The following is a 15,041-nucleotide window of genomic DNA, read 5'->3' as shown; positions in this document are numbered from 1 at the left end:
ATACTTCGAATAATAAATAGAAAATTGACTAATCATAGGGGTGGGCCGAAAAATCACAGTCATTGAAGCGCAGGCCTGCCAGTTCGGCGTCGCTTGCTTCGCGGGTAAACCCGCTCCCACAGGGTAGGCGCAAGACCTGTGGGAGCGGGTTTACCCGCGAAGCAAGCAACTTGATCTTTCAGGTCCGCACTGCGAAGCGCCACAAGAGCGCAAACCGTGTCCCCAACTCCTGCCAGAACAACAAACAAAGGAGCCACCCCATGAAGCCCGCCGCTTCGCCCCAACCGCGCCGTGCCGCCGCCGCCGCGTTCATCGGCACCATGATCGAGTGGTACGACTTCTACATCTACGCCACCGCCGCCGCCCTGGTGTTCGGTGCCTTGTTCTTCCCCTCCGACAACAGCCTGTTCAGCACCATGGCCGCTTTCGGCACCTTCGCCGTGGGCTTCCTTGCGCGGCCCTTGGGCGGCATCGTGTTCGGCCATATCGGTGACCGCATCGGGCGCAAGAAATCGCTGATCATCACCTTGCTGATGATGGGCGTGGTCACCGTGTGCATCGGCTTGCTGCCCACCTACGCGCAGATCGGCGTCGCCGCGCCGGTGCTGCTGATCCTGCTGCGGGTGGTGCAAGGCATCGCCGTGGGCGGTGAGTGGGGCGGCGCGGTGCTGATGGCCGGCGAGCACGCGCCCAAGGGGCGGCGCAACTTCTTCGCCTCGTTCGCCCAGCTGGGCAGCCCGGCCGGGTTGATCCTGTCGCTGCTGGCGTTCAGCGCGGTGACCCGCCTGCCCGAGGAAGACCTGATGAGCTGGGGCTGGCGTGTGCCGTTCCTGGCCAGCGCGCTGTTGCTGCTGGTGGGCCTGGCCATACGCCTGGGGGTCAATGAATCGCCCGAGTTCATCGCCAGCCGCGAGCAGGCCGCCAAGGACCAGCGCAAGGAACAGGCACCGGTGCTGGAAGTGCTGCGCACCGCCTGGCGCCCGCTGCTGCTGTGCATCGGCGCCAACACCCTGGGCATTGCCGGGGTCTATTTCACCAACACCTTCATGATCAGCTACACCACCCAGCAACTGCACCTTGAGCGCTCGCTGATCCTGGAATGCCTGTTCTTCGTCGCGTGCATCCAGTTCTGCGTGCAGCCGCTGGCTGCCTGGCTGTCGGAAAAGCTCGGCGCCACGCGCTTCCTGGCCCTGGTGGCGCTGTTGGCGATGGCCTCGCCGTACCCGATGTTCGTGCTGGTCAGCACTGGCCAGGGCCCGCTGATCGTGCTCGGGATCGCGTTGGCTGCGGCGTGCATGGCCTCGTTCTATGCGGTGATCGCCGGTTACGTCAGCGGCATGTTCGACACCCGCGTGCGCTACACCGCGATTTCTCTGGCCTACCAGGTGTGCGGCGCCATCGCCGGTGGCCTGACGCCACTGATCGGCACCTGGCTTGCGCATACCTTCACCGGCCAATGGTGGCCGATGGCGCTGTTCTACACCCTGATTGCCACCATTTCGCTGGTCTGCGTACTGGGCCTGGCGCGCCAGTACGCCCGCAGCCGCCAGCTCGAACTGGCCTGAATCCCTGATTTGCCTGGAGTACCTGCAATGTTGAAAAGCAACGGCGAACGCCTGTGGGCGAGCCTGATGGCCATGGCCGAAATCGGCGCCACCGCCCGTGGCGGCAGTTGCCGCCTGGCCCTGAGCGACGAGGACAAGGCCGGCCGCGAACTGTTCGGTCACTGGTGCCGCGAAGCCGGGTTGAGCCTGAGCGTGGACGCCATCGGCAACCTGTTCGCCCGCCGCGAGGGCGTCGAGGCGGATGCCCCGCCGGTGATGATGGGCAGTCACCTCGACACCCAGCCCGAAGGCGGGCGTTTCGACGGCGTCTACGGGGTGCTGGCGGGCCTGGAAGTGGTGCGTCGCCTGAACGACCTGGGCATCCAGACCCGCAAGCCGCTGGAGATCGCGGTGTGGACCAACGAGGAGGGCGCCCGCTTCACCCCGGCCATGTTCGGCTCGGCGGTGTTCACCGGTACCCTTGCGCTGGAGCAGGCCCTGGCGATCCGCGATGCCGACGGCATCAGCGTGGCCGATGAGCTGCGCCGCACCGGCTATGCCGGCCAGCGCCCGTTGGGTGGCGCGGTGGATGCCTACTTCGAGGCGCACATCGAGCAGGGCCCGATCCTGGAAGACAACGCCAAGGCCATCGGTGTGGTCAGCGGTGGCCAGGCCATTCGCTGGCTGGACGTGACGGTCGAAGGCATGGCCGCCCACGCCGGCACCACGCCCATGCCACTGCGCAAGGATGCCCTGTACGGCGCCGCGCGGATGATTCAGGCGGTGGAGCAACTGGCGGCGGATTTCGCCCCGCAAGGCTTGACCACGGTCGGCGAACTGTCGATCGCCAAATCCTCGCGCAACACCATTCCCGGCGTGCTGAGCTTTACCGTCGACCTGCGCCATCACCGCGACGAGGCCATCGAAGCCATGGAGCGCGAGCTTGCCCTGAAGCTGCAAGCCATCGCTACCCAGCGCGGCCTTGCTGTGCGTATCGAGCGCCATTGGGTGAGCCCGGCCACGCCCTTCGATGCCGACTGCGTGGCCGCGGTGCAGCAGGCGGTGGACGGCCTGGGTTATGCCCAGCAGTCGATCGTCAGCGGCGCCGGCCACGACGCCATCCTGCTGGCCCGTTATTGCCCAACGGCCATGGTGTTCATCCCCTGCGTGGGCGGGTTGAGCCACAACGAGGCCGAAGACGTGCTGCCCGAAGATGCCCGCCAGGGTGCCGATGTGCTGCTCAACGCCGTGCTGGCCCGCGCGGGCCGTGTGCAACAAGGAGAAGCCTGATGCGTTGCTACTTCCACCCTGAACAATTGCTGCACCATCCACGCAGCTACTATTCCCGCGGCGCCATGCGCACCCCGCAGGAAGTCCCCGAGCGTGCCCAGCGTTTGCTGCAGGCTGCCAAGGGGCTGGGCTTCGACATCCGCCAGCCTGAAGACGCAGGCCTTGCGCCGCTGGCGGCGGTACATGGCGAGGCTTACCTGGCGTTCCTCGAAGAGGCCCATGCGCGTTGGAAGGAAGTGCCTGAAGACTGGGGCGACGAGGTGATGTCGAACATCTTCGTGCGCGAGCCCAATGCCCTGCGCGGCATTCTCGCCCAGGCCGGGCGCTACCTGGCCGACGGCAGCTGCCCGGTGGGTGAGCAGACCTGGCATGCGGCCTACTGGTCGGCGCAAAGCGCCGTGGCCGGTGCCAGGGCGATTCTGGACGGTGAGCCCGCTGCCTACGCCCTGTGTCGCCCGCCGGGGCACCATGCCCGCTTCGATGCTGCGGGCGGCTTCTGCTACATCAACAACGCTGCCGTGGCTGCCCAGGCCCTGCGCAGCCGTTATCGGCGGGTGGCGATCCTCGACACCGACATGCACCACGGGCAGGGTATCCAGGAGATCTTCTACGACCGTGACGATGTGCTGTATGTCTCGGTGCATGGCGACCCGACCAATTTCTATCCGGGCGTTGCGGGTTTCGAGGACGAGTGCGGCAGCGGTGTGGGGGAGGGGTACAACCTCAACCTGCCCATGGCCCACGGTGCCAGTGAGGCTGACTTTATGGGCCAGTTGGAGGTGGCGTTGGCTGCGGTGAAGGACTTTGGCGCTGAAGTGCTGGTGTTGTCGTTGGGCTTTGATATCTATGAGTTGGACCCGCAGAGCAAGGTGGCGGTAACCACTGAAGGTTTTGCCCGTTTGGGTGAGCAGATTCGTGGGTTGCGCTTGCCGTGTTTGATTGTGCAGGAGGGGGGGTATCACCTGGAGAGCCTGGAGGCGAATGCGCGGGCGTTTTTTGCGGATAGGGGGGATTGGGGTTAGTTAATAGACTGTTCGATGGGTTATTAAATTCACAGACCTCTATGGTGTGCGTGACGCGAGAGGTCTGTGAGGCTTTTTATAAATCAATTGGCGGTTTTTAAAGCGTGTATTTGTTGTCCAACATAAACTGTGGAGCTCTCCAGTTTGGGCCTTTGGTGTGTCTACCACCTTTCGATTCTATAAGGCCTTCGGCTATCATGTTGCCGACAAGTTCAATGAGTCTCATGTTGTTGTTTATGTGGGGCCAGTTGTTCAGGCTGTAAAGCCTGTCAAGTCTAGGGTGGTCGATCCCGTTTTTGCTGGTTAAGAATAAAATAACATCGACGGGCTTTTCATTTTTTATGATGTCATTGATCGTGTTCATTTGTTTTCTCGGGCGGATTGTAGAGTATCTGCTTCAACGGCTTCGGGAGTGTAAAGTAGCTCGAAACCAGAACTGAGCCCATAATCTTCAAGCGTGGCGGTGTGTGTGTTGTTCCATGTTCCAGTTTCAATGCCGGGGCTCATGTTATCAGCGATGCCAAGGCGGCGATACCGTTCCAGCTCCCTGATTTCGTGCGTGTAAAAGCGTTTGTCAGTGTCAGTTGCCTCTATCGAGCCCTGTAGGATTTTTGTAAGCCTATTGAGCATTATTTCGTTTGCGTCGGAAGGATCGAGCCGACTCGTGTGTAGCCTTGCGAGGTCAATGCCGGCCTGAGTGATAGTTGCATCCCGCCAGTCAAGTTTTTCGATAGGGCCTCCAGACTCATCTGGGTTGTAAAGGCGTCCGCTGTATTGGCCTCGTGTCGTGGCACCTGGATAAGGCGAACTGAAGACGACGTATAGCGGTGGTAGTCCTGAATCTGCAGGGAAACAGTAAATACAGTCTTTGGATCTCGACGTTGTAGAGGCGGGGAACGGTGTTGCTGTTGTGAACTCGGGTAGAAGTTTTACCCCAGTGTAGGGGTTGGCAGGAATTGGTTCTAAAGGGGAGGTTGTAGATGAAGTGTCGCGAGGATGTATGGGGAATATGAGCTTTGTGGGGAACTCACTGGAGGGGAGAGATACGTAGCTGTTACGTACCCTGTCTAGGACGAGAGGTCGTACTGGGATCTTGTTTATCGAACTGGCAGAAATTGGAGGTTTTATAAGGCTATAGGTGCCAGAGTCCGGGTGGACTCTGAGCGGTAGCTCCAGTTCTCCATAGTTCGCAGCAATGTCATTGATGTCCTGAGGGATGCGAGGGAGGAGCAGTTCTGCGGGAATGCTCAGTGCTGAGTCGTGGTAGAGGTCTGAGTTCCCCAGTTCAGGGGCGTAAAGAATACCGCCTGCAAAAAGCTTAAAAAAACGAGTCGCTGCAGCTTCGGCTAGAGCTGTCAATAGGCGGCCTGCTTTCAGTAGCGCAGTTGCTGTGCTCCTAGGGGTTTCGTATGTCGCAATAGGGCCTTGAGTTGTGCTCAGCTGCAGGGAAGGGGTGAGGCTGAAACTGATGACGTTGCTGTCTTGTGCCTGCTGGTCTCTCTCTTTTGAGGCGGCAAGAAGTTGAAGATGGGTTTTCTTCAAGTCTTTATTGAGTTTGGGTAGGCAGCGTTTTAGTATGATTTCTATTTGTGCTGAAGTAATGCTCTCTAATAGCCTGTGTGTCCAGATCTGGAGATCAATGAATTCGTCTTCGGTAGCATGTATGTCTGTGAGGATTAAAAACCATTTGCCTGGGCTGCGGTCGGTTTGGGCGTAGATATGTTCTCCGGTAAAGTTTTTAGCGTATAGGCCCATTTGGCCAAATATTCTGGCGCGAAGGTCGATAAGAAATTCCCTTTTTGCGTAAAGCCTGCTTACAGTGTCGGTGTAGGTTTCATTGATTTTTGTTCTTTGTTGAATTATATAGTTGTCATACCCTGGTGTTCCTGAAGGGCGTGTGGCTTCGACTCTGTTGATGATATCCTCGACAATGCTTATGGCGTTGGCTCTTAACCCGTCGATTGAGAATCTTGATATGTCTGGTGGTGATATTGGGTATGTGAAAGGGTGGTCCCATGAGATGATATGTTCGAAATCATACGAGAACGGATCTGTCGAATATATTTCTTGAAGCTCTGACTGTGTCAGTAACGTGCGTGAGATCACTGTTCTCTCCTTTTGGGTGGTTTGGGAAAGAACGATGGTCGTTTTATTGAGAAGGGGGAATGTGGAAATAATGCCCTGGCTTACTTGCTCTGGTTGAAACTGTTTGGGTTGTGCTGCAAGTAAAGTCGTGTCGGAAATGACCGAGCTGTGGCGGGGTGTTCAAATACTTTGCTGTAGATGTTTTAGTTATGGCACGGAAGCGGGTGTTAGGGCTTGGTTCTTTAGGGGCGGGATTAAGTGTGGGCGGAAGTGTGGCGTTCAAGGGCCTGTCTTGAAATCGCATGTGGGCCACCAGGTGCCAGGCGGCAGTCTTGCAGCGCCTGGCACCTTGCCGCCCACATGCAATCTACAGCCAGGCCCTCGCCAGCCCCAGCCCATCAATCAGATTTCCCACCTTCCCTGTAGTCCATTTCCCAAAGATAATGCCCGCGCATTTTTTCCGTTGCGGTGGCAATTTCCGCCTACTAGTCTCGCCGGGTCGCTGCACATCAGCGACATGGCTTTGACAGGCCGCGATGAACTGAATGCGTATGGTGTCGTCCTCAATGGCGGCTGTACGTAGGGCACGCTCGCGTGCGCCGGTCTTAACAGTTCCTCCGGTCTGTCAACCTACGTACAGCGGCCACCCACCTGTTTGACAGCAGAGTGGACGGTTGCCCACTTGAGGAACTGTTAATGCTCAAGATCGTCCCCGACCCACCCCATTCCCACGCCTTCCTCGAAGACACCCTGGTCCAGATCAGCGAACACCTGCACTGCGCCCTGGCCGTCGCCCACCAATCCGTCCTGCTCTGCTCCAAGTCCCCCGGCTCGATGCTGATGCTGGCCGCCGTGCACGAGATGGAAACGCTGCGCGCGCTGCTGGAATCTGCACTGGCGCAGGTGCAACAGGCGGTGATGCCAAAGCCCTTGCATTGAGGCCGAGCCCGTTCGCCAGCGAACGGGCCGCCACACCCAACGCCATGACTTCGAGGATTACGGCATGACCACGAACAACCCAACACCCCCCACAACTGCCGGCACAACCCGCTTCTGCCAGGGGCAAGACAGCCCCCAGCCACTGTTTCGCATCGAACCGGGCATACCCTGCGATCACGCCCGCGAACAGGCTTCTGAACTGCTGGACTGCGTGCGCCACCTGACCCTGCTCGGGGTCATGGAGGAAGACCCGCGCATGGTTTGGGCGGCGTATTACCTGAGCGCCATGGCCAAGGCGTTGCTTGATGATGCCGAGCTGGGCTTGGCGCATTGAGTCGGTAGTAGGGGCGGCCGAGCGGCCCATCGCCGGCAAGGTGTTTGCCGGAATCTTTGCAGCGCCTATAAGATCGAGCGCCGCCCGCGCGGCGCATCGCGACGCAAGGCCGCTCCTACATTTGTTGCAACGTGCCGAACCTGTGAGGCCATGGTTGCCAGCCTTGGCGCATGGCTTGCGTCAGTTGGGGCGGCAGAAGCGCTAGCGGCGATGAAAGCGAGGCAGGTTCAAACTCCACCCCGGCGCACATGTTTGACCAACACCTTCTCCAGCAACTCCCACATCGCCGGGTCGGTGCTGAACGCCACATTGAAACGCATCCACCCAGTGGCCTTGGCATCCACCATGAACAGCTGCCCAGGCCCGAGCATGATGCCTTTCTCCAGCGCATCGTCGAGCAACGCCGCGCTGTCCGGAATCGCCGGATGCCGGGTCCAGATGTACATGCCTTCGTCCGACTCGATGAACAGCTCAAAGCCCAGCCGATGCAGATGCCGGCCCACCTCCTGATGGGCCTCGGCCAGGCGCTGGCGCAGGCGCTTGAGGTGCTTGCGCCAGCGGCCGTCGATGATCGCGGCGTACACCACGCGCTCCATCACCTGCGAGGTGGTCAGCCCCGAACGCATCTTCAGGTGCAGCAACTGCTGCATCAGTTCGGGGTTGGCCAGCAGGTAGCCGACCCGCACGTTGGGCGAGATGCTCTTCGAATAACTGCCGACGTACACCACCTGTTGCAGGTGGTCGAGGCTGGCCAGGCATGGCAGCGGATCGGTGATCATGTCGGCGTACAGGTTGTTTTCCACCAGCCGGAAGCCGTGCCGGCTGGCCAGTTGCAGCAGGCGGTGCAGCTGGGCCAGCGGGGTGCGCGAGCAGGTCGGGCTGTGCAGGTGTGGCTGGGTGAAGAATGCCGTGGGCTTGTGGTGCGCCAGCAGCCGCTCGAGATGGTCGAGGTCGTAGCCGGCCGGGGTGCGGGGCACGCCCACCAGCGTTGCGCCCTGGGTGCGCAGGATGCTCATCAGGTTGGGGTAGCCGGGGTCGTCCACCAGCACCACATCGCCGGGGCGCACCAGGGTGCGCACGGCAAGGTCCAGGGCCTGGCTGGCGCCGTGGGTGAGCATCAGTTGCGCCGGGTTGGCGACGATCGACAGTTCCTGCTGCAGGTTCTGCGCGGTCAGGGCGCGCAGCTCCGGCAGGCCCATCGGGTCGCCGTAGCCGGACAGTTCCAGCGGGCTGCCGGCCACCTGACGCATGCCGCGGCGCAGGCCTTCCTCGTACATCCAGTCGTTGGGCAGCCAGCCGCAACCGGGCTTGAAGGGCAGTTGGCGCGTCTCGAAGATCTGCTGCAGGTACCACTCGGAATTGAACGTCGGGCGGGCGCTGTCCGTCTCGACGTTGGCTTTATCCACCAGCTCGTTCGCCGCACGATTGACGAAGAAGCCCGCATTGCCCTTGCTCACCAGCAGGCCCTGGGCCACCAGCCGGTCGTAGGCCTCGACCACGGTGAAGGTGCTCACCGAGTAGGTGGCGGCAAAGGCGCGAATGGATGGCACCTTCGCCCCCGGCTTGAGCGCCTGGCTGTCGATCAGCGCGCGCAGCCCGTCGATGATCTGATTGACCAGCGGGGTGGAGGAGTCCGGGTGTAGCTGGAGCATTCGGGGTGCCTTCGGGGGTGCGTAACGCCAAGCGCCGGCCGGGAATTCGGGGTGTATTGCATCGGCGGCCTGTACAGTGCAGTACAGATTTCGCACCGCTGTGCATGGCTCAAAGTGTTCGACATTTTTACATTACGTGTCAGAAATCGCCAACACAGCACGAACCAGCGTCATGAATAATCATAAATTCGCTGCTTTACCGTCGGGGTTCGCCTCGCACCTTCTTTCTGCCCGGCCGGCCGCCTTTGGTTCGGACCCAGCATGGTTCAGTTCGTTCAGAGGACAACCTCTGGCCGCGTAAGCAGGCCGCCACGGATGGCCTGCGTGTGCTCGCGCACACCTCCCTGCCCGCATTTAGCACTGATGTACAGGTGAGACCGATAACCATCGGGGTTTCACAGTTTTTCCTTGGATAAAAAGAAGCACGGGGTAAATAACTGATGGACGCAACATCCACATCCACCACCGCGAACGACGGGCACGAGAGCAAGCTCAGTGCCTCGCTCAAGTCGCGCCACCTGACGATGATGTCCATCGCCGGGGTGATCGGCGGCGCACTGTTCGTCGGTTCCGGCAGTGTCATCCACAGCGCCGGCCCGGCCGCCGTCCTGGCCTACCTCGCCGGCGGCATCCTGGTGGTGCTGATCATGCGCATGCTCGGCGAAATGGCGACTTCCTCGCCCGACACCGGCTCGTTCTCCACCTACGCCGACCGCGCCATCGGCCGCTGGGCCGGCTTCACCATCGGCTGGCTGTACTGGTGGTACTGGGTGATCCTGATGGCCTGGGAAGCCTACGTGGCGGGCAAGATCCTGCACGGCTTCTTCCCCGACGTGAGCGTCAACGTGTTCGTGCTGGCCACGACCTTGCTGCTGATCACCGTCAACTTCTTCAACGTCAAGCACTACGGCGAGTTCGAGTTCTGGTTCGCGCTGATCAAGGTGGTGGCGATCGTCTGCTTCCTGGTGGTGTGCACCGCGGCGGTGATGAACGTCTGGCAGTTCGGTGAAGTGCGTGGCATCAGCCACCTGACCGCCGAAGGCTTCATGCCCAACGGCATCACCACGGTGATCGGTGCGTTGCTGGGGGTGATGTTCGCCTTCCTGGGCGCCGAGATCGTCACCATCGCCGCCTCCGAGGCGAAGGATCCGGCCACCCAGATCGTCAAGGCCACCAACTCGGTGGTGTGGCGTGTGTGCCTGTTCTACGTTGGCTCGATCTTCCTGATCGTCTGCCTGGTGCCGTGGAACGATCCGCAGCTGGGCGTCTCCGGCTATGGCGCTTACCGTCGCACCCTGGAACTGCTGGGGGTGCCGTACGCTGAACTGCTGATGAACTTCGTGGTGCTGACCTCGGTGAGCAGCTGCCTGATCTCCGGCCACTACACCGCTTCGCGCATGCTGTTCTCCCTGGCCCAGCGTGGCGACGCGCCGCGCCTGTTCAAGTTCACCCGCACCGGCACCGGTGTACCGGTGAACGCGATCATCGGTTCGTGCCTGGTGGCGGTGTTCTGCGCACTGATCAACTTCAGCGACACCCTGCGCCCGAAAGACGTGCTGGAAACCCTGATGAACACCACCGGCATGATCGCCTTGCTGGTGTACCTGGTGATCGCCTTCTCGCAGCTGCGCATGCGCCGCAAGCTGATTGCCGAAGGCAAGGAAGTGCGCCTGAAGATGTGGCTGTTCCCTTGGCTGACCTACCTGGTGATCGCCTTCATCATTGCCGCGCTGGTGACCATGGCCTTCATGCCTGACTACCAGATCCTGGTGATCTCCACCGGCATCGCTGCCGCCGTGGTAGTGGCCATGGGCGTGGTGCACCAGATCCGCAGCAGCAAGCGCGCGTAAGCGCCGAGCGTTGCACAAGACGGCCGGGCCCTTTGCGGGGGCCGGCCGTTTTCGTTCAGCGCACCGGGCCCGCCTGGTCGAAGCGCAGCGCCTGGTTGGGGCCAAGGCGCACATGCTGCCCGCCGCTGTCGAGCTCGGCGCTGCCTGCCTGCAGTTCGACGTCGGATTGCCCGGCCTTGCGCACCAGCGCCAATTGCCCGTCCCGGGTGGCCAGGGTGCCGTGATCGGTGACCAGCAGGAAGGGCCGTGGGTCGTCATCGGCCACTTCGACGTAGAGCCCGCCTTGCAGCAGCGTCAGGCGCCGTTGGCGGGTGTCGTACTCCACGTCAACCGCGCTGTCGGGCTGCAGCACCAGCAGGCTGCCGTCCTCCAGGTGGCGGGTCAGTTGCTGGCTGGCGGTGGTGCGCAGGTCGGCCAGGTCGAAGCGCTGGCTCATCCACGGCGAGCCAAGCAGGGCAGAGGCGGCGACCAGTGCGAGCAAGATCAGGGGCAGGGTGGTTTTCATCGGTGTGCGCATACAGGGACAGACTTGCAGCATAGTCACTCGGTTCCGGCGCTCCACCCGGCGAATGGCTTATGCTGCACACATCCGCCACGCAAGGAGCCATACAATGGCCTGGTCCGCCACCCAGTACTCGCTGTTCGAAGCCGAACGCACCCGCGCCGTGCGCGACCTGCTCGCTGCCGTACCGCCACGCCCGGTCCGCCATGCCACCGACCTGGGCTGCGGCCCGGGCAACTCTACCGAAGTGCTGTTGCAGCGCCACCCCGATGCGCAGGTGACCGCGTTGGACAGCGACGCCGACATGGTCGACAAGGCCAGGCAGCGGCCGCGCCTGAGCATTCCCCGGGTGCGTTGCGAGATCGCCGATATCGGCCAGTGGACGGCCCCCGAACCCCAGGACCTGATCCTCGCCAATGCCTCGCTGCAGTGGGTGCCCGACCACGCCAGCCTGTACCCGCACTTGGTACGCCAGCTCAGCGAGGGTGGCAGCCTGGCGGTGCAGACTCCGGACAACCTCGATGAACCCGCGCACCGGCAGTTGCGGGACATTGCCAGCCAAGGGCCGTGGGCTGACAAGTTCGCCGACTTCAGCTTGCCGCCACGGCACAGCGCGGCGTTCTATTACGACCTGCTCAGCCCGTTGTGTGCGCGGGTGGATGTGTGGCGCACCACCTATCATCACCCACTGCCCGGTGGCGCCGAGGCGGTGGTGGAGTGGTTCAAGGGGTCGGCGCTACGGCCGTATCTGGCGCGGCTGGACGAAGGGGAACAGGCGGATTTCCTGCAGCTGTACCTGCAGGCGATGCAGCGCGATTACCCGCCGGCCACTGACGGCAAGGTGCTGTTGCCGTTCCCGCGGTTATTCGTGGTGGCGACGCGTTAGGCGCCAGAGTACGTAGCCGTAGATGCCGAGGTTGAGCATCAGGACGATGGAGCCCAGCCACAGTTGGATCTGGGGGGTGAGGCCGGCGGGGTAGATGGTGGGCCAGATGTAGTGTTCGACGAAGCCGCCGGGGTAACCGGCGTCGCCGGCGGCGGCGCGCAGGCGGTTTTCCCACTCGGTGAGCGGGCATTCCAGGTGCAGGCCTTCCACGGCCAGGCCCCAGGCGAGGGCGGGGAGGTGGAGGATCAGGGCTTTGCGGCGCCAGAGCACCAGCAGGCCGCCGAGCAGGACCAGGAGGATGAAGCTGAGGTGAAACAGGACCAGGGCGTCGGCGGCCAGGCGGTAGAGCATGGGGTGGGGCTCGGGGTAGGGTTTTCAGCATAAATCAGATGTGTATCTGTGACACAGAAATAAATGATCGACGGTTCATAAATATTCGATTGTAAAAATCAGTTCAGCGTTAGCTGTGCCAGCCTGAAAATCCTGGCCTTCGTTTTTTATTCTAAAATAGGCGGCGGTCAATGGGATCTCAAAATTACCTCCCTTTGAGTCGTAATCGTTAAAAGTTTGTCGGGTGTTGTCGTCTATTAAAATGGGTCTGTTATCGGCGTCTTTAATCTGGACTCCCAAACCTTTAGCTGTGGAGTCGGAGCTCAATCGGATGACGCCGTTTTGATAATCATAAATCTGGCTGGCTTTCTTGAAGCGGTATTTGACTGTATTGATTCCTGAAGGGCAGTTATTCAGTTTTATGCTGAAGGGGACAGGTTTTGTAGTGCTTCCCTGTTCGTAGCCAAGTTCTCTGAGCGTGTAGTTGCCCATTTGGACAGTGGTATCCGGTGTTTCGCAGGATTGGGGGGAAATGGATGTTCCAGTGCCAATTATTTCCATCCTTAAAGGTGCGACGCTACCTTCGTGCAATATGCCAAGTACTCCCGGATTTATTTTGGAATTTTGAATGCTTCCGTTTTTTATCAAGCGCAAGCCGTGTGTTGTACCATTGAACCCCATACCCGCTGTGGGTGGTCGAGTCAGGCCTGGGAAGCCAGAAGGGCTAAAGGACGATACCCATTGCCAAGCAATTCCTGTATTTCCGATTGGGAAAATTTTACCATTGGCGGTAGTGGGTCCCACACTGTTTTTAATGCCCTCTACGAAAGAGGTGTCACACTTAAAGGAGCTGTAGACATTTTGCAGGGTTTTGATTGGGCTTTCATAAGGTATCGTGCCATCAGGTGCGTCGCGAGGTGCTGAGAGTGTCGATGGGATATTGAATTGTATGGCGCTTTGGCCGTGCCCAGGCAAAAACTGGCATTCCGCGAATGCATCCCATGACAAACAAAAAAGTGTCGCAATATAAAGAAAGTTGTATTTGTTCATTGGGTAGTGATTGTTTCCAGGGGTCTATTTTTATGAGTAGGTGTTTGACGGGCTTCCACCGAGGAATGCCGTATGGTCACCGCTGAAGAAGCCTGCTTTTCGCCAATCCAATGCCGTCCAGCAATGCGCTGCGGGATTTGTCATCTGATGGCAACTGCTCCAGCAGGCGATTCCAATACTCAATCGCCTCTTGATACCGCCGGGTTTCGAACGACTCGATACCCAGCAGACCCAGGCTGGTCACTTCCGTCGGGTCTGCTTTCAGCGCGTCATCCGTCAGATCCTGAGCCGTCTTAGACCACTTTTTACCGTCGGCAAAATAGCGGGCCTGCGCCCATAGCCCGAGCAGTTCCGGCCGCCGTCCGGCCAAGGCCGTGGTGCGCTCGAATACCTTCGCAGCTTCGGCAGGCCGCGCCTGGGCCATGTAGGCACGCCCGAGGAAATATAAACTTTCGACGGCATCTGGCTGGGCCGCCACGGCGCGTTCCAGCAGGTGAGTCATCTCGTCCATCGACCTCGGTCCCTGGGACAGCTCCCAGGCCAGTTGCACGTTGTCGCGGGCGCCGAAATGCAGGTACAGCCCCAGCCCTATCAACGGCACCAGCAGGCTTACCAACAACAGCAAGGGCTGGGCTTCCCGCTGACGCAAGACGGGAGCTAGCAGAGAGCCGAAGGCAACCAGTAGCAACAGGCTTGCAACGATCCAGAAACCCGTCATGGCTGGTGTTCATCCAGCAAGTGCTCAAGGCGTTCGCGCTCCTCGGGGCGAAGTGAGTCTGCAAGTCGTCTGCTGCCGCGTCGGACAATCGTTGCGATGATCACACCACCCCCGAGCAGCAGGCCGAAAGGGCCGAACCAGAGCAGCACCGTCCTCGCATTGAGGCCGGGTTTGTAACGGACGAACTCACCATAACGAGCCACCATGTAGTCGATGATCTGTTGGTTATTCTTGCCTTCGCCGAGCAGGCGAAATACTTCCTTGCGCAGGTCCGCGGCGATCGGCGCGTCGGAATCGGCGATGTCCTGGTTCTGGCACATGGGGCAACGCAGTGCCTTGGTCAGTTCGCGATAGCGGACCCGCTGTGCATCGTCCTTGAACTGGTAGGTATCGATGGCCGCGCTGACCATTCCCGCCAGGCCGAGCAGCGCGGCTACAAGCCAGCGTTTCATGCCGTCACTCCTTCATTCGATTCATGTATCCCGGCTTTCACCTTGACCCGGTAATGCCGGTCCAGCGCCGCCAGCAAGCCGCCCAGGCCAGTCAGCAGACCGCCCAGCCAGATCCAGCGGACATAGGGTTTGATATGCATCCGTACCGCCCAGGCGCCGTTGTCCAGCGGCTCGCCCAGGGCGACGTACAGGTCGCGAGTGAAGCCGGCATCGATGCCGGCCTCGGTCATCATCGACTGCTGCACGGTGTACAGGCGTTTTTCCGGGTGCAGCACGCTGATCTCGCGGCCGTTCTTCACCACCCGCACGGTGCCCTTGTCGGAGATGAAGTTCGGGCCCTCGAAGTGCTTGGCGCCTTCGAACAGGAAGTGGTAGCCGCCCAGCTCG

At 60.6% G+C, this 15,041-nt stretch carries 15 protein-coding genes and 1 pseudogene; 7 read left to right on the top strand and 9 right to left on the bottom strand.

Translation table 11 applies throughout. From position 1 onward, the window contains the following. Nucleotides 1-260 precede the first annotated feature (260 nt). Genes F6X61_RS14560 through F6X61_RS14550 form a run of 3 tightly spaced genes read left to right on the top strand, consistent with a single transcriptional unit; the run spans nucleotide 261 to nucleotide 3,856 of the window. Nucleotides 261-1,565: an MFS transporter gene (locus tag F6X61_RS14560; protein WP_153787213.1), complete on the top strand. Its 1,305-nt coding sequence runs from the start codon at nucleotides 261-263 to the stop codon at nucleotides 1,563-1,565. Nucleotides 1,566-1,592: 27 nt separating this feature from the next. After that, a complete protein-coding gene (locus tag F6X61_RS14555) occupies nucleotides 1,593-2,834 on the top strand; it encodes a Zn-dependent hydrolase (protein WP_153787212.1) in 1,242 nt (413 codons plus the stop codon). After that, nucleotides 2,834-3,856: a histone deacetylase family protein gene (locus tag F6X61_RS14550; RefSeq protein ID WP_153787211.1), complete on the top strand. Its 1,023-nt coding sequence runs from the start codon at nucleotides 2,834-2,836 to the stop codon at nucleotides 3,854-3,856. Before F6X61_RS14555 ends, F6X61_RS14550 begins: the two co-directional genes overlap by 1 nt. A 97-nt stretch (nucleotides 3,857-3,953) precedes the next feature. Here F6X61_RS14550 and F6X61_RS14545 read toward each other — a convergent pair whose 3' ends face one another. Both F6X61_RS14545 and F6X61_RS14540 read right to left on the bottom strand, forming a co-directional pair. Then, complete coding sequence (locus tag F6X61_RS14545) at nucleotides 3,954-4,220, bottom strand: hypothetical protein (protein WP_153787210.1); 267 nt, start codon at nucleotides 4,218-4,220, stop codon at nucleotides 3,954-3,956. Further along, nucleotides 4,217-5,962: an S-type pyocin domain-containing protein gene (locus tag F6X61_RS14540; protein WP_153787209.1), complete on the bottom strand. Its 1,746-nt coding sequence runs from the start codon at nucleotides 5,960-5,962 to the stop codon at nucleotides 4,217-4,219. The genes F6X61_RS14545 and F6X61_RS14540 overlap by 4 nt, the downstream gene beginning before the upstream one ends. 675 nt (nucleotides 5,963-6,637) lie before the next feature. Between F6X61_RS14540 and F6X61_RS14535 the strand changes: the two genes are divergently transcribed. After that, nucleotides 6,638-6,880, top strand: a complete 243-nt coding sequence (locus F6X61_RS14535; RefSeq protein WP_153787208.1) for a hypothetical protein — start codon at nucleotides 6,638-6,640, stop codon at nucleotides 6,878-6,880. 64 nt (nucleotides 6,881-6,944) lie between these two features. Next, nucleotides 6,945-7,214, top strand: a complete 270-nt coding sequence (locus tag F6X61_RS14530) for a DUF3077 domain-containing protein (protein WP_153787207.1) — start codon at nucleotides 6,945-6,947, stop codon at nucleotides 7,212-7,214. 227 nt (nucleotides 7,215-7,441) lie between these two features. On the opposite strand, the gene F6X61_RS14525 is transcribed toward F6X61_RS14530, so the two are convergent. After that, a complete protein-coding gene (locus tag F6X61_RS14525; RefSeq protein WP_153787206.1) occupies nucleotides 7,442-8,866 on the bottom strand; it encodes a PLP-dependent aminotransferase family protein in 1,425 nt (474 codons plus the stop codon). A gap of 440 nt (nucleotides 8,867-9,306) precedes the next feature. Here F6X61_RS14525 and F6X61_RS14520 point away from each other — a divergent pair, with 440 nt between their 5' ends. Next, on the top strand, nucleotides 9,307-10,716 hold the full coding sequence (locus tag F6X61_RS14520) for an amino acid permease (protein WP_153787205.1): 1,410 nt from the start codon (nucleotides 9,307-9,309) through the stop codon (nucleotides 10,714-10,716). Between the two features lie 55 nt (nucleotides 10,717-10,771). Here the strand turns inward: F6X61_RS14520 and F6X61_RS14515 are convergent, their stop codons facing one another. Continuing rightward, on the bottom strand, nucleotides 10,772-11,221 hold the full coding sequence (locus F6X61_RS14515) for a FecR domain-containing protein (RefSeq protein ID WP_178125822.1): 450 nt from the start codon (nucleotides 11,219-11,221) through the stop codon (nucleotides 10,772-10,774). Between the two features lie 106 nt (nucleotides 11,222-11,327). Here F6X61_RS14515 and tam point away from each other — a divergent pair, with 106 nt between their 5' ends. After that, on the top strand, nucleotides 11,328-12,104 hold the full coding sequence (tam, locus tag F6X61_RS14510) for a trans-aconitate 2-methyltransferase (RefSeq protein ID WP_153787203.1): 777 nt from the start codon (nucleotides 11,328-11,330) through the stop codon (nucleotides 12,102-12,104). Here tam and F6X61_RS14505 read toward each other — a convergent pair. From F6X61_RS14505 to F6X61_RS14485, 5 genes and pseudogenes are all read right to left on the bottom strand, one after another. Next, nucleotides 12,081-12,455, bottom strand: a complete 375-nt coding sequence (locus tag F6X61_RS14505) for a DUF2784 domain-containing protein (protein WP_153787202.1) — start codon at nucleotides 12,453-12,455, stop codon at nucleotides 12,081-12,083. The genes tam and F6X61_RS14505 overlap by 24 nt on opposite strands. A gap of 75 nt (nucleotides 12,456-12,530) precedes the next feature. Continuing rightward, entirely contained in the window at nucleotides 12,531-13,484 is a 954-nt protein-coding gene (locus tag F6X61_RS14500; RefSeq protein ID WP_153787201.1) for a fimbrial protein, read from the bottom strand. An 88-nt stretch (nucleotides 13,485-13,572) separates the two neighbouring features. Further along, a pseudogene (locus tag F6X61_RS14495) lies at nucleotides 13,573-14,202 on the bottom strand (tetratricopeptide repeat protein); the annotation flags it as partial. Further along, nucleotides 14,199-14,654 (bottom strand): cytochrome c-type biogenesis protein, encoded by a 456-nt coding sequence (locus F6X61_RS14490; protein ID WP_153787199.1) that lies wholly within the window; start codon nucleotides 14,652-14,654, stop codon nucleotides 14,199-14,201. The pseudogene F6X61_RS14495 and the gene F6X61_RS14490, both read right to left, overlap by 4 nt. Further along, on the bottom strand, nucleotides 14,651-15,041 hold a 391-nt coding region (locus F6X61_RS14485; RefSeq protein ID WP_306109183.1), incomplete at its 5' end, for a cytochrome c-type biogenesis CcmF C-terminal domain-containing protein. The genes F6X61_RS14485 and F6X61_RS14490, both read right to left, overlap by 4 nt.

It is taken from the genome of Pseudomonas sp. EMN2, from assembly GCF_009650555.1.
GTDB lineage: Bacteria > Pseudomonadota > Gammaproteobacteria > Pseudomonadales > Pseudomonadaceae > Aquipseudomonas > Aquipseudomonas sichuanensis.
This window is presented reverse-complemented; position numbering and strand designations above follow the sequence as displayed.